This window comes from Candidatus Accumulibacter sp. ACC007 (assembly GCF_907163205.1).
Taxonomy (GTDB): Bacteria; Pseudomonadota; Gammaproteobacteria; order Burkholderiales; family Rhodocyclaceae; genus Accumulibacter; species Accumulibacter regalis.
In genome coordinates this window covers 98,458-119,508 of the sequence record NZ_CAJQUD010000003.1, presented here as the reverse complement: position 1 = coordinate 119,508, position 21,051 = coordinate 98,458, and the positions used below count along the sequence as shown (strand labels likewise).

The 21,051-nt window shown below is 65.8% G+C and carries 15 protein-coding genes; 11 read left to right on the top strand and 4 right to left on the bottom strand.

Features of this window, described 5'->3' with window-relative positions; genetic code table 11:
- Positions 1-180 precede the first annotated feature (180 nt).
- The 3 genes from QZ634_RS11205 (at position 181) to QZ634_RS11195 (ending at position 3,806) form a co-directional block, all read left to right on the top strand.
- A complete protein-coding gene (locus QZ634_RS11205; RefSeq protein ID WP_291988379.1) occupies positions 181-1,164 on the top strand; it encodes an MDR family oxidoreductase in 984 nt (327 codons plus the stop codon).
- 73 nt (positions 1,165-1,237) lie between these two features.
- Complete coding sequence (dddY, locus tag QZ634_RS11200; RefSeq protein ID WP_291988377.1) at positions 1,238-2,443, top strand: dimethylsulfonioproprionate lyase DddY; 1,206 nt, start codon at positions 1,238-1,240, stop codon at positions 2,441-2,443.
- A 214-nt stretch (positions 2,444-2,657) separates the two neighbouring features.
- On the top strand, positions 2,658-3,806 hold the full coding sequence (locus QZ634_RS11195) for an FAD-binding oxidoreductase (protein ID WP_291988375.1): 1,149 nt from the start codon (positions 2,658-2,660) through the stop codon (positions 3,804-3,806).
- Positions 3,807-3,821: 15 nt separating this feature from the next.
- On the opposite strand, the gene rarD is transcribed toward QZ634_RS11195, so the two are convergent.
- Genes rarD through QZ634_RS11175 form a run of 4 tightly spaced genes read right to left on the bottom strand, consistent with a single transcriptional unit; the run spans position 3,822 to position 8,113 of the window.
- Complete coding sequence (gene rarD, locus QZ634_RS11190) at positions 3,822-4,709, bottom strand: EamA family transporter RarD (protein ID WP_291922515.1); 888 nt, start codon at positions 4,707-4,709, stop codon at positions 3,822-3,824.
- A gap of 4 nt (positions 4,710-4,713) precedes the next feature.
- Positions 4,714-5,406: a DUF599 domain-containing protein gene (locus tag QZ634_RS11185; protein WP_291988373.1), complete on the bottom strand. Its 693-nt coding sequence runs from the start codon at positions 5,404-5,406 to the stop codon at positions 4,714-4,716.
- A gap of 48 nt (positions 5,407-5,454) precedes the next feature.
- Positions 5,455-7,281, bottom strand: a complete 1,827-nt coding sequence (locus tag QZ634_RS11180) for a CHASE2 domain-containing protein (RefSeq protein ID WP_291988371.1) — start codon at positions 7,279-7,281, stop codon at positions 5,455-5,457.
- A gap of 43 nt (positions 7,282-7,324) precedes the next feature.
- Entirely contained in the window at positions 7,325-8,113 is a 789-nt protein-coding gene (locus tag QZ634_RS11175) for a FecR domain-containing protein (RefSeq protein WP_291988369.1), read from the bottom strand.
- 329 nt (positions 8,114-8,442) lie between these two features.
- On the opposite strand from QZ634_RS11175, the gene QZ634_RS11170 reads away from it, so the two are divergent.
- The 8 genes from QZ634_RS11170 (at position 8,443) to QZ634_RS11135 (ending at position 21,037) form a co-directional block, all read left to right on the top strand.
- On the top strand, positions 8,443-10,638 hold the full coding sequence (locus QZ634_RS11170) for a UvrD-helicase domain-containing protein (protein ID WP_291988367.1): 2,196 nt from the start codon (positions 8,443-8,445) through the stop codon (positions 10,636-10,638).
- Positions 10,639-10,843: 205 nt separating this feature from the next.
- Positions 10,844-11,818 (top strand): quinone oxidoreductase, encoded by a 975-nt coding sequence (locus tag QZ634_RS11165; protein ID WP_291988365.1) that lies wholly within the window; start codon positions 10,844-10,846, stop codon positions 11,816-11,818.
- The gene (locus tag QZ634_RS11160; protein ID WP_291988722.1) at positions 11,818-13,152 is read left to right on the top strand and encodes a TAXI family TRAP transporter solute-binding subunit; all 1,335 of its coding nucleotides are present in this window, start codon (positions 11,818-11,820) and stop codon (positions 13,150-13,152) included. The genes QZ634_RS11165 and QZ634_RS11160 overlap by 1 nt, the downstream gene beginning before the upstream one ends.
- The gene (locus tag QZ634_RS11155) at positions 13,149-13,775 is read left to right on the top strand and encodes a ParA family protein (RefSeq protein ID WP_291988363.1); all 627 of its coding nucleotides are present in this window, start codon (positions 13,149-13,151) and stop codon (positions 13,773-13,775) included. Before QZ634_RS11160 ends, QZ634_RS11155 begins: the two co-directional genes overlap by 4 nt.
- 242 nt (positions 13,776-14,017) lie before the next feature.
- On the top strand, positions 14,018-17,494 hold the full coding sequence (gene dnaE, locus QZ634_RS11150; RefSeq protein WP_291988361.1) for a DNA polymerase III subunit alpha: 3,477 nt from the start codon (positions 14,018-14,020) through the stop codon (positions 17,492-17,494).
- Between the two features lie 37 nt (positions 17,495-17,531).
- Positions 17,532-17,813 (top strand): hypothetical protein, encoded by a 282-nt coding sequence (locus QZ634_RS11145; RefSeq protein WP_291988359.1) that lies wholly within the window; start codon positions 17,532-17,534, stop codon positions 17,811-17,813.
- A gap of 8 nt (positions 17,814-17,821) precedes the next feature.
- The gene (locus QZ634_RS11140) at positions 17,822-18,298 is read left to right on the top strand and encodes a WbuC family cupin fold metalloprotein (RefSeq protein ID WP_291988357.1); all 477 of its coding nucleotides are present in this window, start codon (positions 17,822-17,824) and stop codon (positions 18,296-18,298) included.
- A gap of 78 nt (positions 18,299-18,376) precedes the next feature.
- Entirely contained in the window at positions 18,377-21,037 is a 2,661-nt protein-coding gene (locus QZ634_RS11135; protein WP_291988355.1) for a YdbH domain-containing protein, read from the top strand.
- The last annotated feature ends 14 nt before the right edge of the window (positions 21,038-21,051 follow it).

Sequence of the window (21,051 nt, the reverse complement as noted above, 5' to 3'; positions counted from 1 at the left end):
TGCAATTAATAGACGTGTGGTCTAATATTGTTCCGGTGGGCTCGCCGTCGCTCGCGCCGCTTGGGGTTGCGCGGGTCGAATTCGTGAGGAGGCTTGTCTGCGCAATCCGGCGTGCCATCGCGCCGTTTTTCCATATCAATTATTAGGCGAGCGGTCTAATTCAGCCAAAGGAGCAGGCATATGTTCAAGGGTATTCTGATCGAGAAGGACGAGGCGGGTTATCGGGCGGTAGTGCGCGACATCGATGACGCCCAGCTCCCGGAGGGCGACGTGACCGTTCGTGTGAGTCATTCGACCCTCAACTACAAGGACGCTCTCGCGATTACCGGCAAGGGCCCGGTCGTGCGCAAGTTCCCGATGGTTCCCGGCGTCGACCTGGTCGGCACTGTCGAGGCGAGCAGCCACTCGGCGTACAAGCCTGGCGACTCTGTCGTCCTCAACGGCTGGGGCGTCGGCGAAACGCGCTGGGGCGGCCTGGCGCAGAAAGCCCGCCTGAATGGCGAATGGCTGGTCCCGCTACCGGCGCAATTCACCCCGCAGCAGGCGATGGCCATCGGCACTGCCGGTTACACCGCGATGCTCTGCGTCCTCGCTCTCGAACGCCACGGCGTGACGCCGGACAAGGGCGAAATTCTCGTCACCGGCGCTGCCGGCGGTGTCGGCAGCGTCGCGGTTTCCGTGTTGTCCAGGCTCGGCTACACGGTGGTCGGTGTCAGCGGTCGACCGGAGGAGAGCGATTACGTCAAGCGCCTGGGTGCCACCGAGGTTCTCGATCGTTCGCTGTTCTCGTCAGCGGGCAAGCCTCTGGGCAGGGAACGCTGGGCCGGTGCGGTCGATGTCGTCGGCAGCCATACCTTGGCCAACGTCTGCGCGACGACCAGCTACCGTGGCGTGGTGACCGCCTGTGGCCTGGCCGGCGGAATGGATTTCCCGTCCAGCGTCGCACCCTTTATCCTGCGCGGCGTGACGCTGGCCGGTGTCGATAGCGTCATGTGCCCGCGTCCCGATCGTCTGGTGGCCTGGCAGCGCCTGGGCCAGGATCTGGACCTTGCCAAGCTCGGTCTGATCACCAACGAGATCGGCCTCGGCGAAGCCATTGCCGTCGCCAGCCATCTGCTCGAAGGCAAGGTGCGGGGTCGCGTGGTGGTCGATGTAAATCGCTAGCAGCAGAGCAGTAAAGGAGGGATCCCGCGCAGACAGGGATCCGGCAAACATCCCAGTGTGAGGAGACGAGACAATGCGCAAGAAGATGATTGGTTTGGGTGTGGCGGCGACGATCGCGTGCGGGTCGGCGCAGGCTGCCGACTTCAAGTGTCAGGACGATGTAAAACCAAGGCAGTACAGTAGCGAAGAGCAAAAGCTGGTCGATCAGTTCTGGAAGGAGTCGCTGATCTATCTCGACGAGTACCTCAAGGTGCTGCAGACACCGAGCGGCCAGTGCCTGGATTCCGCCGAGGCGACTATCCAGACCTATCAATCGGCGACCGGCAAACAGCAGAACCGCTGCATCATGCGCTATCGCGACATGGAGCTGCTGGCCAAGCATCTCAAGGCGGTCGTCGCCGAGCCGGAGAAGGCGAAAGCCTGCTTCGATCCACAGAAAGAGTATCCAGCCTTCGCGCTGTACACTCCCAGTGCGCAGGTGCAGAAGCTGTCGGCGACAGCGCAATGGCTCAAGCGTCCTCTGCTCACCGACTACTACGCGAAAATGGGCGGGGCAATCGGCGCGGCGGGAATGGAGCTCAACGAGAACTTCGTCGCGGTCACCTCGCGCACCGACACCAGGCCGCACTGGAAACGGGATATCAGCATCAACGGGCTGCCGACGCTGTGGTCTTCGGTGGGCTGGATACCGTTCTACGCGGAGAATCCGGCTGCCGGAAGCGACCGTTTCCGCGGTGGCTATCTCTATGCCGAGGTGATGGGTCCGTGGGGCAACCTGCGCATCAAGGAGATCGACGGCGAGAAGGTTGGCGCCGAGATCGGAATGACCGTGCAGCTGTTCAACACCTCGTACCCGTACCATTATCACCATCCGCAGGAAATCTACATGACCCTGACCAAGCCGCAGTGCATCGACCAGAACAGGTACATGGTCATGCACTGGGACAGCGACCAGTTCACGCAGGAGCGCAAGGAAAAGGGCTGGCAGGTGGCGATCGACGGCTCGCAGGGTAAATGGCAGAAATGGTTCGCCAACCAGGACCCGGACAAGGAGTGGCTGACCTACTTCGAACGTAACGCCATCCATGCCTTTTACGCCATCGACGGCTGCAATCAGACCATCGAGAACTCGGGTCTGGTGACCGTATGGGCGCGCTCGACGGCGCAGGACAACGAGCAGAGCACTCGCCTGTGCCGGCCGGCCGTCGGCGAGAACGGGCCAAAGGGGATGCTACCCGGTGAGCAGGCGATCTGCGATCTGCACGACTGGAAGCCCTGAGCCATCGCCCGCCGGGCGTGCCCGATGCGCCTGGCGTGCTTGACGAAGTCGCACTTTGCGGGGAGCAGCTGCCCGACGCCGACCGGGATCGCCAGGCCGGGCATCCTGCCTGGCCCATCGCCTTGACCCACGCCGAGCGTCTCAGGCAAGCTTGTGCGCGCGGGCGATCGTTCCCGGGCAGAGAGCAGCATAGAGCAGCAGAGGGGAGAAAGGGATGAGCACTGCCGCAGCCGGCAATCGAGCCGATTTCCTGATCGTCGGCGCCGGTATCGCCGGCGCTTCGGTCGCCTACTGGCTCGCTCGCCACGCCCGGGTAATCGTCCTCGAACGCGAGGAGCAGCCCGGCTATCACGCGACCGGTCGCTCGGCGGCACTCTTCGCCGAGAGTTACGGGACGCCGCAGGTACGGGCTCTGACGCAGGCCAGCCGGGCGTTCTTCGACTCGCCTCCGAAGCGATTCAGCGACCATCCGCTGCTCTCGTCGCGTGGTGCCCTGATCGTCGCCACGCGCGGCCAGGAAGAGCTCTTGCGCGCGCGATGGAAAACGCTTTCTGCCCGCGGCGATACGCTGCGCCTGCTGTCCCCCGCGGAGGCCTGCGCCATGTTGCCGGCTCTGCGCCCGGAACAGGTGATCGGCGCCATCTTCGACCCCGGCGCCGCCGACATCGACGTGCATGCCCTGCATCAGGGCTACCTGCGTGGCCTTCGCCAGAGGGCTGGCGCCGTCGTTTGCGGTGCCGAAGTCAGCGCCGCGCAGCGTCGGGACGACCTCTGGTGGCTTGCCGCCGGCGGCCAGACCTATGCCGCGCCAGTGCTGGTCAACGCGGCCGGTGCGTGGGCGGACCAAGTCGCCTCCCTGGCTGGCGTGGCGCCGATCGGACTCGAGCCCAGACGGCGATCGGCGTTTCTCTTCGCGCCGCCGGAAGACCTCGACACGGCCTGCTGGCCGCTGACCATTGGTATCGCCGAAGACTGGTATTTCAAGCCGGATGCCGGCCTCTTGCTCGGCTCGCCAGCGAATGCCGACCCGGTTCCACCGCACGACGTTCAAGCCGAAGAGTTGGACGTCGCCACCGGCATCCACCACATCGAACGTGTGACGACGTTGAGCATTCGTCGCCCCAGTCACCGCTGGGCCGGCTTGCGATCCTTCGTCGCCGATGGCGATCTGGTCGGCGGCTTCGATCCGCTCAGCCCGGGATTCTTCTGGCTCGCCGCCCAGGGCGGCTACGGCATTCAGACGTCGCCGGCGATGGGCGAGAGTTGTGCGGCCCTGCTCCGTGGCGAGCCGATTCCGGCGCATCTCGCCGATTTCGGCTTTTCTGCCGCAACGCTCGGCCCGCAGCGGCTGGCGCGCCGCTGAGCCAGCCAGCTCCTGTCAGGCCGCCTGGCGGTATTTCTTCCAGGCGCTCCAGCTGAAGACCAGCAGGCCGAGCCAGATCAAGCCGAAACTCACCAATCGCTCACTCTGCATCGGCTCGCCGAAGATCCAGACCGCGGTGAAGAACTGCAGCGTCGGATTGATATACATCAGCATCCCGACGCTGGCCAGGTCGAGGCGCTGCGTGGCGGCGGCGAAGGCCATCAGCGGCAGCGCCGTCAGCGCACCGGCGCAAGCCAGCAGCAGGGCCGTGGTCAGGTCGTGGCCAGTGAATACGGCATGGCCGTTGTCTGCCTGCCACAGCGCATACAGCGCGCAGACGGGCAGCATGGCCAGGGTTTCCAGCCACAGCCCGGAGATCGAGTCTACCGGCAGTTTCTTGCGCACCAGGCCGTAGGTGCCGAAAGTGCCGGCGAGAACCAGCGACACCCAGGGCAGGCTGCCAAGAGCGACGATCTCGTTGGCCATGGCGATCAGCGCCAGGGCCACCGAAATCCACTCCAGCCGGTTCAGTCGTTCCTTGAGTACCAGCAGCGCGAGGAGGACGCTCACCAGCGGGGTCAGGAAATAGCCCAGGCTCGAGGCGACGACCTGCTGGTTGGCGACGGCCCACAGGAAGACCAGCCAGTTGGTGCCGATGAGCAGCGCGGCAATGGCCAGCATCGCCAGGTGGCGCCAAGTTCTGAAAACCGTCGCCACCTTGCCCCACTGTCCGCGCAGCGTCAGCAGCGCGCCGACGAAGAGAAAGGCCCAGGCGGCGCGGTTGCTGAGCACGTCCATTGGCGAGACGTGCGACAGCTGGCGGAAGAAGAGCGGAAAGAAGCCCCACATGCCGTAGGCCAGCAGGCCGAAGCCGATGCCGGCCACCTGGCGGTCAGCGCTCACTGCTTCAAGGTTCCTGGCGCAGGATGTCGAGCGTCGCCGAGCGGTAGTCGCGTCGATAGAGGACGATCAGGATGCTCAGCGAAAGGACGCCGAGGACCACCGGGCTGAGCAGCCAGCCGGATGCCGCCAGTCCGAAGTAGTAGGCACGGATGCCGCGATTGAAGTCGTCGCCGGCCAGGTTGTGGGCGCCGGCCACGCGCCGCGCGTAGCGTTCGACCTGCGCGTCGTCGCGGCGACCCAATGGCGCCGCGCCGATCAGGATCGACAGCAGGTTGAACTGGCGCAGCGCCCAGGTGAACTTGAAATAGCCGTAGACGAAACTGGCCAGCACCAGCATCAGCTTGATTTCGAGCAGTTCGCGGCTGCCCGCTCCGCCAAGCGTCAGGTCGGCGGAGAACTTCAGCAATTGGTCGGCTGCGCCCATCGCGGCGACCAGGCCGGCGATGATGTAGATGGTGGTGTTGGCGTAGAAGGAGACGCTGCCCATCAGGTTGCCGATCAGCGCTGCGTCGCTCATGCGCAATTCGCGTTCGAGCATGCAGTACGCCCACTCCTGCCGGTAGCTGTGCAGGTGTCCGATCAGGCCCTTGCAGCACCAGCGACTATGCTCGGAAAACCAGGTATAGCCGCCCCAGCAAGCGAGGAAGGCTGACAGGGCCAGCCAGTCGACCGTCGATAAGCTCTCAAGTGCGCGCATCGGGTCATCTTGCCACAGAATGCTGCGCGCACAAGCCGCGGCAGCGCCCTAGGCCGGGCGGGCGGAGGCCGCTGTCGTGCTGAGCCTGCCGAGCAGCCAGTAGCTGAGCAGGAAGGCGCCGATATGGTAGGCGGTGTTGAACAGCACCCCGAACTGGACGTAGATCAGCACCGTCAGCGCCAGGTAGGCGAGCAGGCAGCCGACCAGCAGCAAGCGCCGCCAGAGCGCGCGCATGGCCGGCCTGAACAGGCGCAGCCAGCCGCCGGCAACCGCCAGCGCAGCCATGGCGAGGACTTGCAGCAAGGGATCCAGGCCGCGCACATGGACCCCCTGGAGAAGATTGTTGACGATGTCGGCGTGCAATTCGACGCCGTGGCGAAACTCCCCGCCAGCGCCGCGGCGAACCTGGAAGCGGTCCCTGCCGGCACGGCCGTCGCCAATCAGGACTATTTTCCCGGCCAGATCGCCGTCAGCGATCGTCGCCGCTGGCGCACTGATCTGCTCGTAGTCGTAACGACGCGGCGGCTGACGCCAGGTGTCGATCGGCGCCAGGCGGATCAGCGCCTCCGCGACCCGGTCGCCGCTGGCCAGCAGCGGGCACTCGTTGCGCGCCTGTCCCGAGCCTTCGACGCTCGTCCGGACCGGCTTCAGTGGCCCGCGCCAGATCGTCCTGCCGGCGTCGCTGACCAACGTCAGTTCGCGCAGCTGCTCGTCTACGGCCAGCGTCGTGCCGCCGACCGCCAGCGCGCCCAGGGCTCCGATCCTGGCGCTGATGCGTTCGACCGGTGTTGGCCCGGAATTCGCCGCAGCGGCGAACTTGACCACGGCGAGCGGCGCGATCGACGCGTAGCCGAGTCGGCCGCCGACGCACAGCAGGCCCCAGGCGCTGACCGCCCTGGCCAGCCCGGGAATCGCCGCCGGCTCCTGGTCGAGCAGCTGATTGACGCCGACGATCACCTGGCTGCCCCGCTGTCGGGCGCGTTCGATGGCCGCGAGCAGCTCGCCGTCGGCCGGATTCGCTTTCTCGAAATAGACGTCGAAGACGATCACCTGCGCGCCCGCGTCGACCAGCCGGTCGATCACGCGCGCGTGCTCACGGCGCCAGTCGGGTCCGAACTTGCCGAGACGCGCTTCGGACTTCTCGTCAAAACTGACGATCACGATGCGTTCGCTGACCGGCACGCTGGCGACCATGTCGCCGAGGGCCATGGTGTAGCTTTCAATGCGCGTATCGATTCCCAGCACGTCGAACAGCTGTACCCAGGCAAAGCACAGCATCGACACGGCGATGCCGGCGGCGCTGTAGTGTCGCCATCTGCGCAGGCGTTCGGCATTCATCAGTTGCACGAACTGATTGAGCAAGGACGGCCGGCGCTCGATGCTGCGGATCAGCGCGTCGAGGTCGAACTGAAAGCGCTTGTCGTCGAGCGCGTGCGCCTGGCGACGCGCCAGCGGCCCGATCGCCGCCGGCAGCTCCCTGGCGTCGGGCATGGTCGCGCCGCCGACGAGCACCGGGATCAGGCGTTTGCCCTGTTTGAGCGCCGCCGCGAGTTCGTGACAGACGAAATCGTCGGGTTGGTCGAGGCGCCGGCCACTGGCGTTGCTCGCCTTCAGCCAGCCGGGGCCGATCAGTGCGATGACCACGTCGCAGGCGTCGATCTCGCGGTCGAGCACGGTGATGAAATCGTCGCCGGCGTCGATCTGGCCGATGTCCATGAACACCTGTTCGGCGCCGAAGTGCGCGCTCAAGTGATCGTAGAGCCGTCCGGCGTAGGCGATGCTGTCTTCGCGGCGATAGCTGATGAAAATCCGCGACACGTTCTCGGCCACTGACGCTGCGCCCGCTTTCAGTCGTTCGCCGGTGGACGACGGCAAGACCTTCCCGGCACCAGCTGCGGTCGCTCAGGGTGCCGGCGCATCACTGCACGCGGTCGCCATGGGTCGGCGGCCGATCGCTGTCGTGATCATCGCCCGAGCGGCCGCTCATGACGCCGACGCCGATGGCAAATATTCCCGCCGCCAGCGCCGCTGTGCCGAGGTTGGCGGTGTTGGGCACCAGCTTGTCGAGGTCGCTGATGCGGCTGCGAATCTGTTCGACTTCGCCAATACCCGCCCGCCCGACTTCGAGCAGGTTCGGGCCGACGATGGCCGCCGCCTGCCCGACCCCCAGCGAAGCTCTGGGCCATTGGCCGGCGTTCGAAGTCAGCGCGACGCGGTCTTCGGCGACGACGACCCTGACGCGCGCCTCGGGGTCCACCCGTACCAGGTACTCGGTGCCTTCCGAGGCGGCCGTCGCGTACTCGGTCTTGACCTTGAACAGGCCCCGGGCCTTGACCAGAACCTCGCCGATGAAAACGAAGATCGAACCCAGGCGGACGTGCGTGTTCGGCTGCACGTAAACCCTGGCGCCCTCGGCAAAGGTGAGCACGACGGTCGACAGCGCGTCGGTCCGGATCTCGTCACCTGTCTCCAGCGCCATATTATGTTTTGGCTGCGCGCGGGCGCCCTTGCGAACGATGTCAACGCCGGCAATCGTCCCGCCGTCGACCAGTTGCCCGCCCTGCACGACGCCGAGCGTGATCGACGCACAGCCGCTGACGGCGAAGCAGAGAAAGAGGAGGAATACGATGAATGCGCCGCCATTGGCGAGCGGCTGCCGCAATGCCTGCCAGCCGGATGTCGTGTTTCTCTGTGTGCTTGACGCCATGAGAACGCCCTCCATTCCGCGGTTCAGCCCTCGGGCTGCACGAGGGGTCTCGCGTAGCTCGCACCAATCCAGGCCGGGTTGAGTGGGTTCGACCTCCCTGCCTGCCACAAAGTGCGACCGGCGGCAGGGGGTCGGGGAACGACAGCCCGAGTATATTCACCGCGGACGGTAATCACAAACGCCGGCAAATGTCGGAAGGCCGGGGAGAGGGGGTCGAAACCGAGTCGCGAAAGATCCGTCGCGAAACGCTGCTCGCGCGCCAGGCGCTCCCGGTGACGGTCGTAGCTGCCGGCTATAATCGCGGCTTACTTGCCAGGGAATCCCGATTCATGTCCGATCTGCTCGCCCATCTCAATCCGCCGCAGCTCGCCGCGGTCACCCTGCCGCCGCAGCACGCGCTGATCCTCGCCGGTGCGGGCAGCGGCAAGACGCGGGTGTTGACCACGCGCATCGCCTGGCTGATCTCGACCGGACAGGTGGGTGCGCAGGGGGTTCTGGCGGTGACCTTCACCAACAAGGCGGCGAAGGAAATGCAGGCGCGTCTGGCGGCGTTGCTGCCGATCAACACCCGTGGTATGTGGATCGGCACCTTTCACGGCCTGTGCAACCGTTTCCTGCGTGCCCACCACCGCGAGGCCGGCTTGTCGGCGCAGTTCCAGATTCTCGATTCCGCAGACCAGCTGGCGGCGATCAAGCGCCTGCTCAAGAACCTCAACATCGACGACGAGAAGTATCCGCCGCGCGAGCTGATGCACTTCATCAACGCGCACAAGGAGCAGGGGATTCGCGCCGCACAGGCCGAAGCCTACGACGCCTATACCAGCCGCCGCGTCGAACTGTATGCCGAGTACGAAGGGCAGTGCCAGCGCGAAGGTGTAGTCGATTTCGCCGAGCTGCTGCTGCGTTCGTACGAGCTTCTGCAGCGCAACGAACCCCTCCGCCAACATTACCAGGCACGCTTCCGGCACATTCTGGTCGATGAATTCCAGGACACCAACCGCCTGCAATACGCCTGGCTGAAGCTGCTCGCCGGTCGCGGCAGCGGCACGCCGGACACTCCCGGCGGCGGCGCCTGCCTGTTCGCGGTCGGCGACGACGACCAGTCGATCTACGCTTTCCGCGGGGCCGAGATCGGCAACATGCACGACCTGCAGCGTGAGTTCGAGCTGCCGGAGGTGATCCGCCTCGAGCAGAACTACCGTTCGCACGGCAATATCCTCGATGCCGCCAACGCGCTGATCAAGCAGAACCGCGGTCGCCTCGGCAAGAACCTGTGGACCGAAGCCGGCGCCGGCGAGCCGATTCGCGTTTTCGAGGGCTATTCGGATATCGCCGAAGCACGTTTCATCGTCGAGGAGATTGGCGAGCTCGTCCGCGACGGTGTTTCGCGCCAGCAGATCGCGCTTCTCTATCGTTCGAATGCGCAGTCGCGGGTGCTCGAGCACCAGCTGTTCACCGAGGGTCTGCCGTACCGCGTTCATGGCGGCCTGCGCTTCTTCGATCGCCAGGAGATCAAGCACGCACTCGCCTATCTTCGCCTGCTGGCCAACCCCGACGACGATACGGCTTTCGCGCGGGTGGTCAATTTCCCGACGCGCGGGATCGGCGGTCGCAGTATCGAGGCGCTGCAGGAAGCCGCCCGACAGACCAACTCCAGCCTGTACAACGGCGCCGCCAGTCTCGCCGGCAAGCCGGGCAGCGCGGTGGCCCGGTTCATCGCCCTGATCGAGAGCCTGCGCGCCGAGACGAAGGATCTGCAGCTGCCGGAAGTGATCGACCGGCTCATCGAGCGCAGCGGCCTGCGCCAGCACTATCTGGCCGAGAAGGAAGGCCAGGATCGGCTCGAGAACCTCGACGAACTGATCAACGCGGCGGCCAATTTCGTGCACGACGATGGCCCGCCTGCTCTCGACGGTGAGGAAGCCGTTCCGGATGGCGGTCCGCTGGCATCGTTTCTGGCGCACGCCTCGCTCGAGGCGGGCGAGCACCAGGCCGGCGAGGGGCAGGACGCCATCCAGTTGATGACCGTGCACGCGGCCAAGGGCCTTGAATTCGACATCGTCTTCATTACCGGCCTCGAGCAGGGCCTCTTTCCACACGAGAACGCGGCGCAGGAGCGCGAAGGCCTCGAAGAGGAGCGCCGGCTGATGTACGTGGCCGTGACGCGCGCACGCAAGCGCCTCTACCTGACCCATGCGCAGACGCGCATGCTGCACGGGCAGACCCGCTACTGCCTGCCCTCGAGCTTCCTTGAAGAGCTGCCGGTGGAATTGCTGCGCAGAATCAACCGTGCTGTCGCCAGCGCGCCGGCCGCGGCGCCACGCCCTGCCGCTGGCGCCGGCTGGCCGAAGCCGGCTGCGGCCAACGGTCTGCGCATCGGCCAGAACGTCCGCCATACGCGCTTTGGCCTGGGGGTCATCGTGTCTACCGAAGGGGCCGGGCCGGAGGCCCGCGTACAGGTCAATTTCGGCTCCGGCGGCATGAAGTGGCTGGCACTGGAGTACGCCAAACTGACGCCTGCCTGAGCTGCAGCCGGTTGTCCACAGTTTGCGCGTTGGCGCTGCGCGCTTCGGCGTTCGTTTCGTAGTTGCGCACCGATTGTGTGGACAAGCCTGTGGACTGCCTGTTGCCGCACCGGGCAAGTGGCAGCCTGGACGGCGTTTTTTTGCGCTTGCTCAAAAAGTGGGCGCAGCACTAGACTGTCAGACCTAACCACGGAGGGATTTCGCCATGCCTTTTGCCATTCGCATTCGTCAGACCGGTGGGCCGGAAGAGATGTGCTGGGAAGAAGTGCCGCTTGGCGAACCGGCTGCCGGCGAGGCGCGCGTACGGCACGAAGCAGTCGGACTCAACTTCATCGACACCTACCATCGCAGCGGACTCTATCCGCTGCCGCTGCCCAGCGGACTCGGTCTGGAAGGGGCGGGAGTCGTCGAAGCGGTCGGCGATGGCGTCACTGAATTGCGCGCCGGCGATCGCGTCGCCTACGCCGGTGGTCCGGTCGGCGCCTACAGCCAGGTGCGTTGCCTGCCCGCCGACCGCTTGCTGAAATTGCCCGAGGCGATCGGTTTTCGCACCGCCGCGGCAATGATGCTGCAAGGCCTGACCAGCGCCTACCTGCTGCGCCGCACCTATCGCGTGCAGGCCGGAGACAGCGTCCTGATCCACGCCGCTGCCGGCGGCGTCGGACTGATCGCCTGCCAGTGGGCCAAGGCGCTCGGCGCGACGGTCATCGGCACCGTTTCCAACCAGGCCAAGGCGGCGCTGGCGACGGCCCACGGCTGCGACCACGTGATCGACTACACGCGCGAGGAGTTTGCACCCCGGGTGCGCGAGATCACCGGTGGCGAAGGCGTGGCGGTGGTCTATGACGGCGTCGGCAAGGATACTTTCGCCGGTTCGCTGGACAGCCTGAAAACGCGCGGAATGATGGTTTGTCTGGGCAACGCGTCTGGACCGGTGCCGCCCCTGGACCCGTTGCTGCTGTCGCAGAAGGGATCGCTGTTCCTGACCCGGCCGACGCTGATGCACTACATCGCCAGGCGCGCCGAGTTGGCCGAGCTGGGCGCCGAGTTGTTCGACCTGGTCGCTTCGGGCAAGATCAAGATCGAGGTCAACCAGAGCTATCCGCTCGCCGAAGTGGCCCAGGCTCATCGTGATCTGGCGGCGCGCAAGCATACCGGGTCGACCATTCTCCTGCCGTGATGGAGCGCTTGCGCGCCAGGCTGGTTGCGGTTCGTTATCTCCTTGCCACGGCGTGGCCGATCGTCCTGATCACGGCGATCGGCCTGATCGTGGCCTATCAGTTCGTCGAGCCCGAGCCGCCGCGCCAGATGACCATCAGCACCGGCAGCGAAGCAGGCGCCTACTATGCCTACGCGCAGCGCTACGCGCCGCTGCTGGCCGAAAAGGGGATCACCCTCGAGGTCATGACCTCGGCGGGTTCGCTCGAGAACCTGCAGCGACTGGAGAGCGGCGAAGCCGACATCGCCTTCGTCCAGGGCGGCATCGTGCCACCGGCCGACGACCCCGAATCGACGCGCCTGCGTTCCCTGGGCAGTGTTTCCTACGAACCGGTGTGGGTCTTCTACGGCGGCGCCGAACCGATCGACAAGCTCTACCAGCTCGCCGGGCAGCGCGTTGCCGTCGGCGAGGAGGGCAGCGGTATCCGTGGCCTGGCCCTGCAGTTGCTTGCTGCCAACGACATTCCTGCGCAGAGCCGGAATCTGCTGCCGATGGCCAGCCTGGCTGCCGCCGAAGCGCTGCAGCAGGGCGAGATCGACGCTACCTTTGTCGTTGCTGCACAGGAGGCGCCGGTGGTGCAGGTGCTCCTGCGTTCGCCGGGGCTGAGCGTCGTCAGCTTCAGCCAGGCCGACGCCTATCTGCGCCTTTTCCCCTTCCTGTCGAAAATCGTCCTGCCGCAGGGGGTCGTCGATCTGGTGCGGGACGTGCCGCCGCAGGATACGGTGCTGCTGGCGACGACGGCCAACGTCGTCGTTCGCGACGATCTGCATCCGGCGCTGGCCAACCTGCTGTTGCAGGCGATGACCGAAGTCAATGGCAAGGGCGGCTTCTTCCAGCACGCCGGCGAGTTTCCGGCCTACAAGGACCACAGTCTGGTGCTCTCCGACGACGCCCGCCGCTATTACGAGTCCGGGCCGCCGTTTCTGCAGCGCTACCTGCCGTTCTGGCTGGCGGTACTCGTCGAGCGCCTGTTCGTGATGGCCCTGCCGCTGATCATGCTGTCCTTGCCGCTGCTGAAGCTGGCGCCGGCGATCTACAATTGGCGCGTGCGCTCGAAGGTCTTTCGTTGCTACGGCGACCTGAAATTCCTGGAAAACGACCTGCGTCACCACTACGACCCGCTTCGCCACCAGGACTACGTGGCTCGCCTCGACCGCATCGAGGACGACGCCAGTACGCGCAGCATCCCGCTGGCTTTTACCGACCTGCTTTACACTTTGCGCGAGCACATCAACCTGGTTCGTGAGAAGCTTCACCGACTCGAAACGACCGATGACAAGGAAAAAGAAGAATGAAATCGTTCCTGATAGCCAATCCAAAGGGTGGTTCCGGGAAATCGACGCTGGCCATCAATCTGGCCGGCCACCTCGCGCGCAGCGGACATCAGGTGATGCTCGGTGACGTCGATCGTCAGCAGTCGTCGAGGGAATGGCTGCGCATGCGCCCGCGCGCGCTGCCCGAAATTCGCAGTTGGGACATCGAGCCGGGGAAGACCGCCCGGCCGCCGAAGGGCACGACGCACGTCGTCCTCGATACCCCGGCGGCCTTGCACGGAAAAGCGCTCGAGAACGTCATCAAGCACGTCAATCGGGTGCTCGTTCCGGTGCAGCCGTCGCTCTTCGACATGCTCGCCACACGTCACTTTCTCGAGGCGCTGCTGGCCGAGAAGGTGGTTCGCAAGGAGCAGACCTTCGTCGCCGTGGTCGGCATGCGGGTCGACCCGCGCACGCGAGCGGCCGCCGAGCTCGAGCGCTTCCTGGAGAAGTTCGAGCTGCCGGTGCTGACCCACCTGCGCAATACGCAGCTCTACGTGCAGACGGCGCTGCACGGGATGACGATGTTCGACCTTGCCGCGTCGCGTACGACGAAGGACATCGAGCAGTGGCAGCCGATCATCGACTGGGTCAACCAGGACTAGCGCGGCGCTGCATTCCTGATACGACTCCTGGCGACTGCTGAAAGCAGCGCTACAACCCCTGTGGTGGCTGAAATTCGCAGGGTCCATGCCGGGGCGGTCCTCGTCGCCACTCCTGGCGCCTCCTCGCAATGACGAGCGGGCTGGCGTGTTGCCGCCTTCCCGGGCGGCCGCCTTCGCGTGGTGATCGACACGATCGTCAGCTTGGTCGCGTTCAGCGTGCCACGTCGGCGTAAAATGGCGCGATGCCTGAAACCCCGTTTGTCCATCTTCGTCTGCACAGCGAGTATTCGGTTACCGACGGCATCGTCCGTCTCGGTGATGCGCTGGCTCGTGCGGCCAGTGACGGCATGCCGGCCCTGGCGCTCACCGACCTGGCGAACGTCTTCGGTCTGGTCAAGTTCTACTCTTCGGCGCGTGGCAAGGGGATCAAGCCGCTGCTCGGCAGCGATATCTTCATCGCCAACGACGCCGATCCCGACCGTCCGTATCGACTGCTGTTGCTGGTTCGCTCGGGGCAGGGCTACCGGCAACTGTGCGAGTTGCTGTCGCGCGCCTACCTGGCGCCGCGCGTGCGCGGACGCGCCGAGGTCAGCCGCCGCATGCTGCACGAGGTGGGCGTCGATGGTCTGATCGCGCTCTCGGGCGCCGCTGCCGGCGATATTGGCGAAGCGCTGCTGCAGGGAAAGGTCGATCAGGCGACGCTTTGCGCACGCCGCTGGGAGCAGCTTTTCCCGGGTGCTTTCTATCTCGAAGTGCAGCGCTACGGCCAGCCGCAACAGGAGTTTCTGCTCACCGCAACCGCCGATCTCGCGGCCGAACTCGAGTTGCCGCTGGTCGCCACGCATCCGATCCAGTTTCTCGAACGCGACGACTTCAAGGCGCACGAGGCGCGCGTCTGCATTGCCGAGGGCTACATGCTCGGCGACGTGCGCCGCCCGAAGCTGTACACCGAAGAGCAGTATTTCAAGTCCACCGCCGAGATGGTCGCGCTCTTCGCCGACCTTCCCGAAGCGCTCGAGAACGCGGTGGAGATCGCCAAGCGCTGCAATCTGCAGATCACGCTCGGCAAGAGCTACCTGCCGGACTTTCCGACTCCGGAGGGCGTGACGCTGGCTGATTTCCTGCGCCAGGAAGCCGTCGCCGGCCTTGAGGTCCGCTTGCAGCAGCTCTTCCCCGACGCCGCCGAGCGCGCCGCGCAGCGGCCGGCCTACGACGCGCGCCTGCAGCTGGAGACCGACACCATCGTCGCGATGGGATTCCCCGGCTACTTCCTGATCGTTGCCGATTTCATCAACTGGGCGCGGCACAACGGTTGCCCGGTGGGACCCGGGCGGGGTTCGGGCGCCGGTTCGGTCGTCGCCTACGCACTGGCAATCACCGACCTCGACCCGCTGCGCTACGCCTTGCTCTTCGAGCGCTTCCTCAACCCCGAGCGGGTGTCGATGCCCGACTTCGACATCGACTTCTGCCAGGACAATCGCTGGCGGGTGATCGAATACGTGCGCGAGAAGTACGGCGCGGCGGCGGTTTCGCAGATCGTCACTTTCGGAACCATGTCTTCGAAGGCGGTCATCCGCGACGTCGGGCGCGTGCTCGATTTGCCGTACACCTTTTGCGACCAGCTTTCCAAGCTGATCCCGGTGGAGACCAACAAGCCGCTGTCGCTGGCCAAGTCGCTGCTCGCCGAACCGCAACTGCAGGCGCGCATCGAAGAGGAAGAGGAGGTCAAGGAACTCTTCGACCTCGCCGCCCGTCTCGAAGACCTGACGCGCAACGTCGGCATGCACGCCGGCGGCGTGCTCATCGCCCCCGGCAAGCTGACCGACTTCTGCCCGATCTATTCGGCCGACGGTGGCGGCTCGGTGGTTTCGCAGTACGACAAGGACGACGTCGAGAAAATCGGCCTGGTGAAGTTCGACTTCCTCGGCCTGCGCAACCTGACGATCATCGAACTGGCGCTCAAGTACGTCGAGCAGCTGAGCGGCGAGCGCCCCGATCTGGCGACGCTGGCCTTCGACGATCCCGGTACCTACCAGATTCTCAAGGACGGCAATACCACCGCCATCTTCCAGGTGGAATCGGAGGGCATGAAGAAGCTGGTGCGCAAGCTGGCGCCCGACCGTTTCGAGGACATCATCGCCGTCCTCGCGCTGTACCGGCCGGGTCCGCTGGGCTCGGGAATGGTCGACGACTTCATCCTGCGCAAGAAGGGCCAGCAGAAGATCGACTACTTCATCGACGACCTGAAGGCCTGCCTCGAACCGACTTACGGCGTCATCGTCTATCAGGAACAGGTGATGCAGATCGCGCAGATCATCGGCGGCTATACGCTCGGTTCCGCTGATCTCTTGCGCCGTGCGATGGGCAAGAAGAAGGCCGAGGAGATGGCCAAGCATCGCGGCATGATGCGCGATGGCGCGAAGCTCAAGGGCTATGACGAAAAGCTGGTCATGCAGCTTTTCGACCTGATGGAGAAATTCGCCGAGTACGGCTTCAACAAGTCGCACACCGCCGCCTACGCGGTGATCACCTACCATACGGCCTGGCTAAAGGCGCACCATTGCGCGGCCTTCATGGCGGCGACCCTGTCGTCGGACATGGACAACACCGACTCGGTGAAGATCGTCCACGACGACGCGCTCAGTAACGGCCTGCAGATTCTTGGCCCGGACATCAATGCCTCTCAGTACCGCTTCACGCCAGTCGATCGCAGCCGTGTTCGCTACGGACTGGGCGCGGTCAAGGGGACTGGCGAGCAGGCGGTGAATACGATTCTCGACGCCCGCGCAGCAGGGGGGGCGTTCAAGGATCTCTTCGATTTCTGTCGCCGCTCGGACAAGCGCATGGTCAACCGGCGCACCATCGAGGCGCTGATTCGTGCCGGTGCCTTCGACGCACTCGACGACCATCGTGCGCGCCTGTTGGCGTCGGTCGGCATCGCCATCGAAGCCGCCGAGCAGGCCGAGCGCAACGCCATGCAGGTGAGCCTGTTCGACGTCCTCGACGGCGGTGACGACGCGCACGGTGGAGCGCATGGCGCGCGTTACGTCGAAGTGCCGCGGTGGAGCGAAAGGCAGCGACTCAACGAGGAAAAGATCGCGCTCGGCTTCTATTTTTCCGGTCACCCTTTTCACGAGCTGCAGGCCGAGGTGTCGCGCTTTGCGCGCAAGCCGCTGGCCGCGCTGGAGGCGCGCAAGGAGCCGCAGTTCCTCGCCGGGCTGGTGGTCGGCGTGCGCAGCAAGTTCACTGCGCGCGGCAAGATGGTCTTCATCCAGCTCGACGACGGCACCAGTTCGCTCGAAGTGTCGGTGTTCAGCGAGCTGCTCGACGCCGAACGCGCCAAGATCAGGGAGGACGAGGTACTGATCGTCGAAGGCAAGGTGCAGCGTGACGATTTTGCCGGCGAAGGCCGCTTGAAGGTCGTCGCCGAGCGCCTGTTGACGCTTGCCGAGGCGCGCGGCCGTTTTGCCCGCCATCTTCGCCTGTCGCTCAACGGCCACGCCAGTGGCGCCAACGCCAGCGCCGCGGCGCAACGCCTGCGCAGCCTGCTGGCGCCGTATACGCCGGGCAACTGCCCGGTGCGGCTGGCCTACCACAACGGCGAGGCGACTTGCGAACTGGCGTTTGGTGACGCCAATCGGGTGCGTCTCGAGGACGATCTGCTGGCCGCGTTGCGCGAGTGGCTGAGCAGCGAAAACGTCAGTGTCGACTACCCCTGATCGACGTCATGAGTCATCTTTTCAACAGGAGCTGTCGATGATCAGAAACAGGCTGCTGCGCGCCCTTGGATCACCCTTCGGGCCGCTAGTCCTTGCTGTGCTTTTGCTTGGCTGTACCGACAAACTCAGCCTCGACAACTACAACCAGCTCAAGGTTGGTCAGTCGTACGACGAGGTCAAGCTGATCCTCGGCGATCCGGCACGCTGCGATGAAATGATCGGCGTGCGCAGCTGTGTCTGGGGAGGCGATGAGCGCGGTATCAAGGTCGCCTTCATGGGCGGCCAGGTCGCCCTTCTTTCAGCCCACAACCTGAAGTGAGTACGGCCATGAAATCCCCCCTGCTGATCGACCAGGCGCTGCTCGACAGCGTCAGTGGCGAAGCCAGCCGCAGTCCGCGCCAGCGCAAGAACCGCAACTTTCACGCCGACGATGCGGCGCCCGCGCATCGCCTGCTCAACGCCATCGAGCCCGGCTCCTACCTGATGCCGCACCGTCATCTCGACGCCAACAAGGACGAAACGATGATCGTCCTGCGTGGGCGGCTGGGCGTCGTTTTCTTCGACGAGCTTGGCCAGGTGCAGCAGACCGCAGTCCTGGCGCCAATGGGCCCGATCTGCGGCGTCGACATCCCGCACGGCGTTTATCACACCGTTCTGGCGCTCGACCCCGGCACGGTGATGCTCGAAGCCAAGGGCGGTCCCTACCTGCCGCTGGACGAGGCCGAGCGTGCGCCATGGGCGCCGGCCGAGGGGGCGCCGCAAGCCGCTGCCTACGCGTTGTCGTTGCGCGAGCGTTTCGCGTAGCGAGCGACCCGCGGCGTCTGCCGGCCGCTTGCGCTTGGCCTTGACCGCTTTCTGCTCGTCGCCTGGATGGGTGTTGGAATGCTAGAACCGACACCGGCGTACCGCCGTGCTGCGCCCTGGTTGCTGGCAGCGCTGTTGGCGCTGTTCGTGCTCTGGCTGGCGCTGCCGCGGCTGCTGGGCATGGCGGCGGAGCGCTGGCTGACCATTCCGGGGCTGCAGGCGCTGCACGTCGACGTCGATCAGGTGGGCGCCGAAGACGCGCGCCTGCGCGAAGTGCGCGCCGTTTATCAAAGTCCCGGCGGCGACCGTTTGCGGATCGTCTTGCGCGACATCGCGGTCGGCTATTCGCTGCCGCGTGCGCAGGTCGAGCGCCTGGACATCGGCAGCGCCGAGCTGGAGATTTTGCCCGGGGAAGTGACGCTGCCGCCGTCCCCCTGGCCACGAATCGAGTGGCCGGTCCTGCCATGGAACGAGGTTCGGGTTGGCGACCTGCGGCTTGTCGTGGTCCGCTCACCGCGTTCGCAACTCGACGTCCATGGCAGCTTCCACTTGCGCCAAAGCGAGAGCCAGCTGCAGGCGGAATTCCGTCCCGACGGCGACCTGTTGCGGCTGACGGCGCGTTCCCCCGCGCCGCAAACTGCGGGCGATGCGCCTGAATTTCATGTGCAGTGGTTGCCTGCCGTCGGGCCGGGGGCGGACGCGCGGCTGCGCGTCGGTCGCCAACCCGAAGAGCAGCCGGCAAGGCTCGTCGCCCAGGTGCCGCTGCCATTGCTCGTCGAGCTGGCGCGCAGCCTGGGCGTAGCGCTGCCGGCGGCTACCGCGAGCGGCACGCTGAGCCTGCAGGCCGAAGTGCAATTCGGCGCGGCGTCGGGAAGCGTCCGTGTGCTCAGTGGTGAAGCGGAAGTCAGCGCTGGCGGAATCGAGCTTGCCGACGCGGCTGCCCCGCTCGCGCTTGCCCTGGCCGGCAAGGCGCGCTTCGCCTGGCAAGCGTCGGCGGCAGAGCTCGTCTTGCAGCCGGGTTTGCGCTGGCAGGCGACGCTCGCTGGCGAACAGCCGCTGCAGGCGAGCAGTCGGCTCGAGAAGTCGTTTGCGCTGCGCTGGGGCGATGGCCTGGCGGTCAACGCCGGCGAGTTTCCGTTCGCGCTGGATTCGCCGCAATGGGGACGATGGCAAGGCACGCTGCACCGGCTCAGCCTGGGCGGAGGCGATGGCTTGGGCGACTGGCGTGTCGCCGACGGGCAACTGCGTATCACGGGGCGGATGAAAGACTGGCGCGGGGAAGCCGTCCGGGCGCGCGACATGCGGGTGGCGGGCGACGTCGCGCTGCACTGGGCGCGCTCCGCCGAAGTCAGCGGCGAGCTCGCCTTGCAGCTTGATCTTGGGCGTTTGTCATGGTCGGGCGATGCGCCGCTGAGCGTTCAGCCTGCCAGGTGGCAAGTGAGCGCCACGGCTGCGGCAAAGGCGGGCGGCGATTTCTGGAACAGCCTGGTGATCAGTGGTGAAGCCAGCAGCGCGCAAATGAAAGTCAAGCCTGACTCGGGACAGGCGCTGACACTCGCCAGCAGCCACCTGCAGCTGCTGCGCCTGCGCTTCGCGGGGCAAGAAAATGGCGCCGGTAGAGGTGGTGGGGCAGGCACCGAGCAGGCGCGGGGGCTTGCCGCCGCCGAGGGCGAACTGCGCATCGCCGCCGACGGCGTCCGTTTCGGTGGCGGCCCGGCGCCCGACCTGCGCGCTCGTCTGAGGCTCAGCGGCGGCACTTTGCGCGGTGATGGCTCCCTGCTCCTGCAGGGAAAGGACGTCCTCGCCTTTGCCGGGTCGCACCGGCTCGCGCGGGGCTGTGGCGAGGCGACGCTGAACGCGGCACAAAGCCTGCCGGCGCTGGGAAAGCTGCTGCAGCCGCGTCCCGCCGCGTTGCAGGCCCTGGACCTTCAGGCCGGCGAAGTCGATGCCAGGCTCACCCTGAGCTGGTGCACGCCGTCGCGCTCGCCGCCGCGCCTCGACGCCAGGGGAGTGCTGGTGGTTCGTGCCGCCGATCTGGGCTGGGACCAGGCGCGCGCGCACGCCGTGCAGGCCAGGCTGCAGCTCGACGGCGTGCATCCCTTGCGCGGCCGCCTCCAGTTTTCTGCGCGGGACGGCGAGTTGGCGAGCGGAACGCCAGTGACCGATCTGAACGTCGATCTGGCGCTGGCAGAAAAGGCGCTGAGCGTGCACGCCCTGCGCGTCGGACTGCTCGGCGGCAGCGTGCACAGCGAGCCGCTCAAGCTGCCCTGGCCGCCAGCGGGAGAAACCCTGCCGCTGCAGATTCGCCACGTCGATCTGGGCCAGTTGCTCGCCCTGTTCAAGGTTCACGGTCTGTCGGGAAGCGGCCAGCTCGATGGCCTGCTGCCTCTCGGCTATGGCGACGGCGGCGTCGAAATCGACGATGGCCAGCTGAGCAGCCCTGGCGTCGGCACCGTCCAGTACGCGCCAACGCTGGAGCTTCCCGGAAACCCCGGCCTGCTCGCCTTGCGCAACTTCCATTTCGAGAAATTTGCCCTGCGCCTGTGGTATGCCTCCGATGGCGCCTACCGCACGCAGGCAACACTCAACGGCAGCAACCCCGATTTCTACGACGGCTATCCCGTACGTCTGGGGCTCAACATCAACGGAAAGCTGCCGGGGCTGTTCCGTTCGGCGGTCTTTTCCGGGGACTTCAGTCGTCACATTCTGGAACAGTTGCAATCGGGAAAACTGGAATAGTTTTGTTAAGCTTG

Bases quoted from the DNA above. Each gene is read 5' to 3' on its own strand.
- QZ634_RS11205 (WP_291988379.1), top strand. From the start codon at position 181: ATGTTCAAGGGTATTCTGATCGAGAAGGACGAGGCGGGTTATCGGGCG.
- QZ634_RS11155 (WP_291988363.1), top strand. From the start codon at position 13,149: ATGAAATCGTTCCTGATAGCCAATCCAAAGGGTGGTTCCGGGAAATCG.
- QZ634_RS11140 (WP_291988357.1), top strand. From the start codon at position 17,822: ATGAAATCCCCCCTGCTGATCGACCAGGCGCTGCTCGACAGCGTCAGT.
- QZ634_RS11195 (WP_291988375.1), top strand. From the start codon at position 2,658: ATGAGCACTGCCGCAGCCGGCAATCGAGCCGATTTCCTGATCGTCGGC.
- QZ634_RS11165 (WP_291988365.1), top strand. From the start codon at position 10,844: ATGCCTTTTGCCATTCGCATTCGTCAGACCGGTGGGCCGGAAGAGATG.
- QZ634_RS11170 (WP_291988367.1), top strand. From the start codon at position 8,443: ATGTCCGATCTGCTCGCCCATCTCAATCCGCCGCAGCTCGCCGCGGTC.
- QZ634_RS11135 (WP_291988355.1), top strand. From the start codon at position 18,377: ATGCTAGAACCGACACCGGCGTACCGCCGTGCTGCGCCCTGGTTGCTG.
- QZ634_RS11145 (WP_291988359.1), top strand. From the start codon at position 17,532: ATGATCAGAAACAGGCTGCTGCGCGCCCTTGGATCACCCTTCGGGCCG.
- QZ634_RS11160 (WP_291988722.1), top strand. From the start codon at position 11,818: ATGGAGCGCTTGCGCGCCAGGCTGGTTGCGGTTCGTTATCTCCTTGCC.
- dddY (WP_291988377.1), top strand. From the start codon at position 1,238: ATGCGCAAGAAGATGATTGGTTTGGGTGTGGCGGCGACGATCGCGTGC.
- QZ634_RS11185 (WP_291988373.1), bottom strand. From the start codon at position 5,406: ATGCGCGCACTTGAGAGCTTATCGACGGTCGACTGGCTGGCCCTGTCA.
- dnaE (WP_291988361.1), top strand. From the start codon at position 14,018: ATGCCTGAAACCCCGTTTGTCCATCTTCGTCTGCACAGCGAGTATTCG.
- QZ634_RS11175 (WP_291988369.1), bottom strand. From the start codon at position 8,113: ATGGCGTCAAGCACACAGAGAAACACGACATCCGGCTGGCAGGCATTG.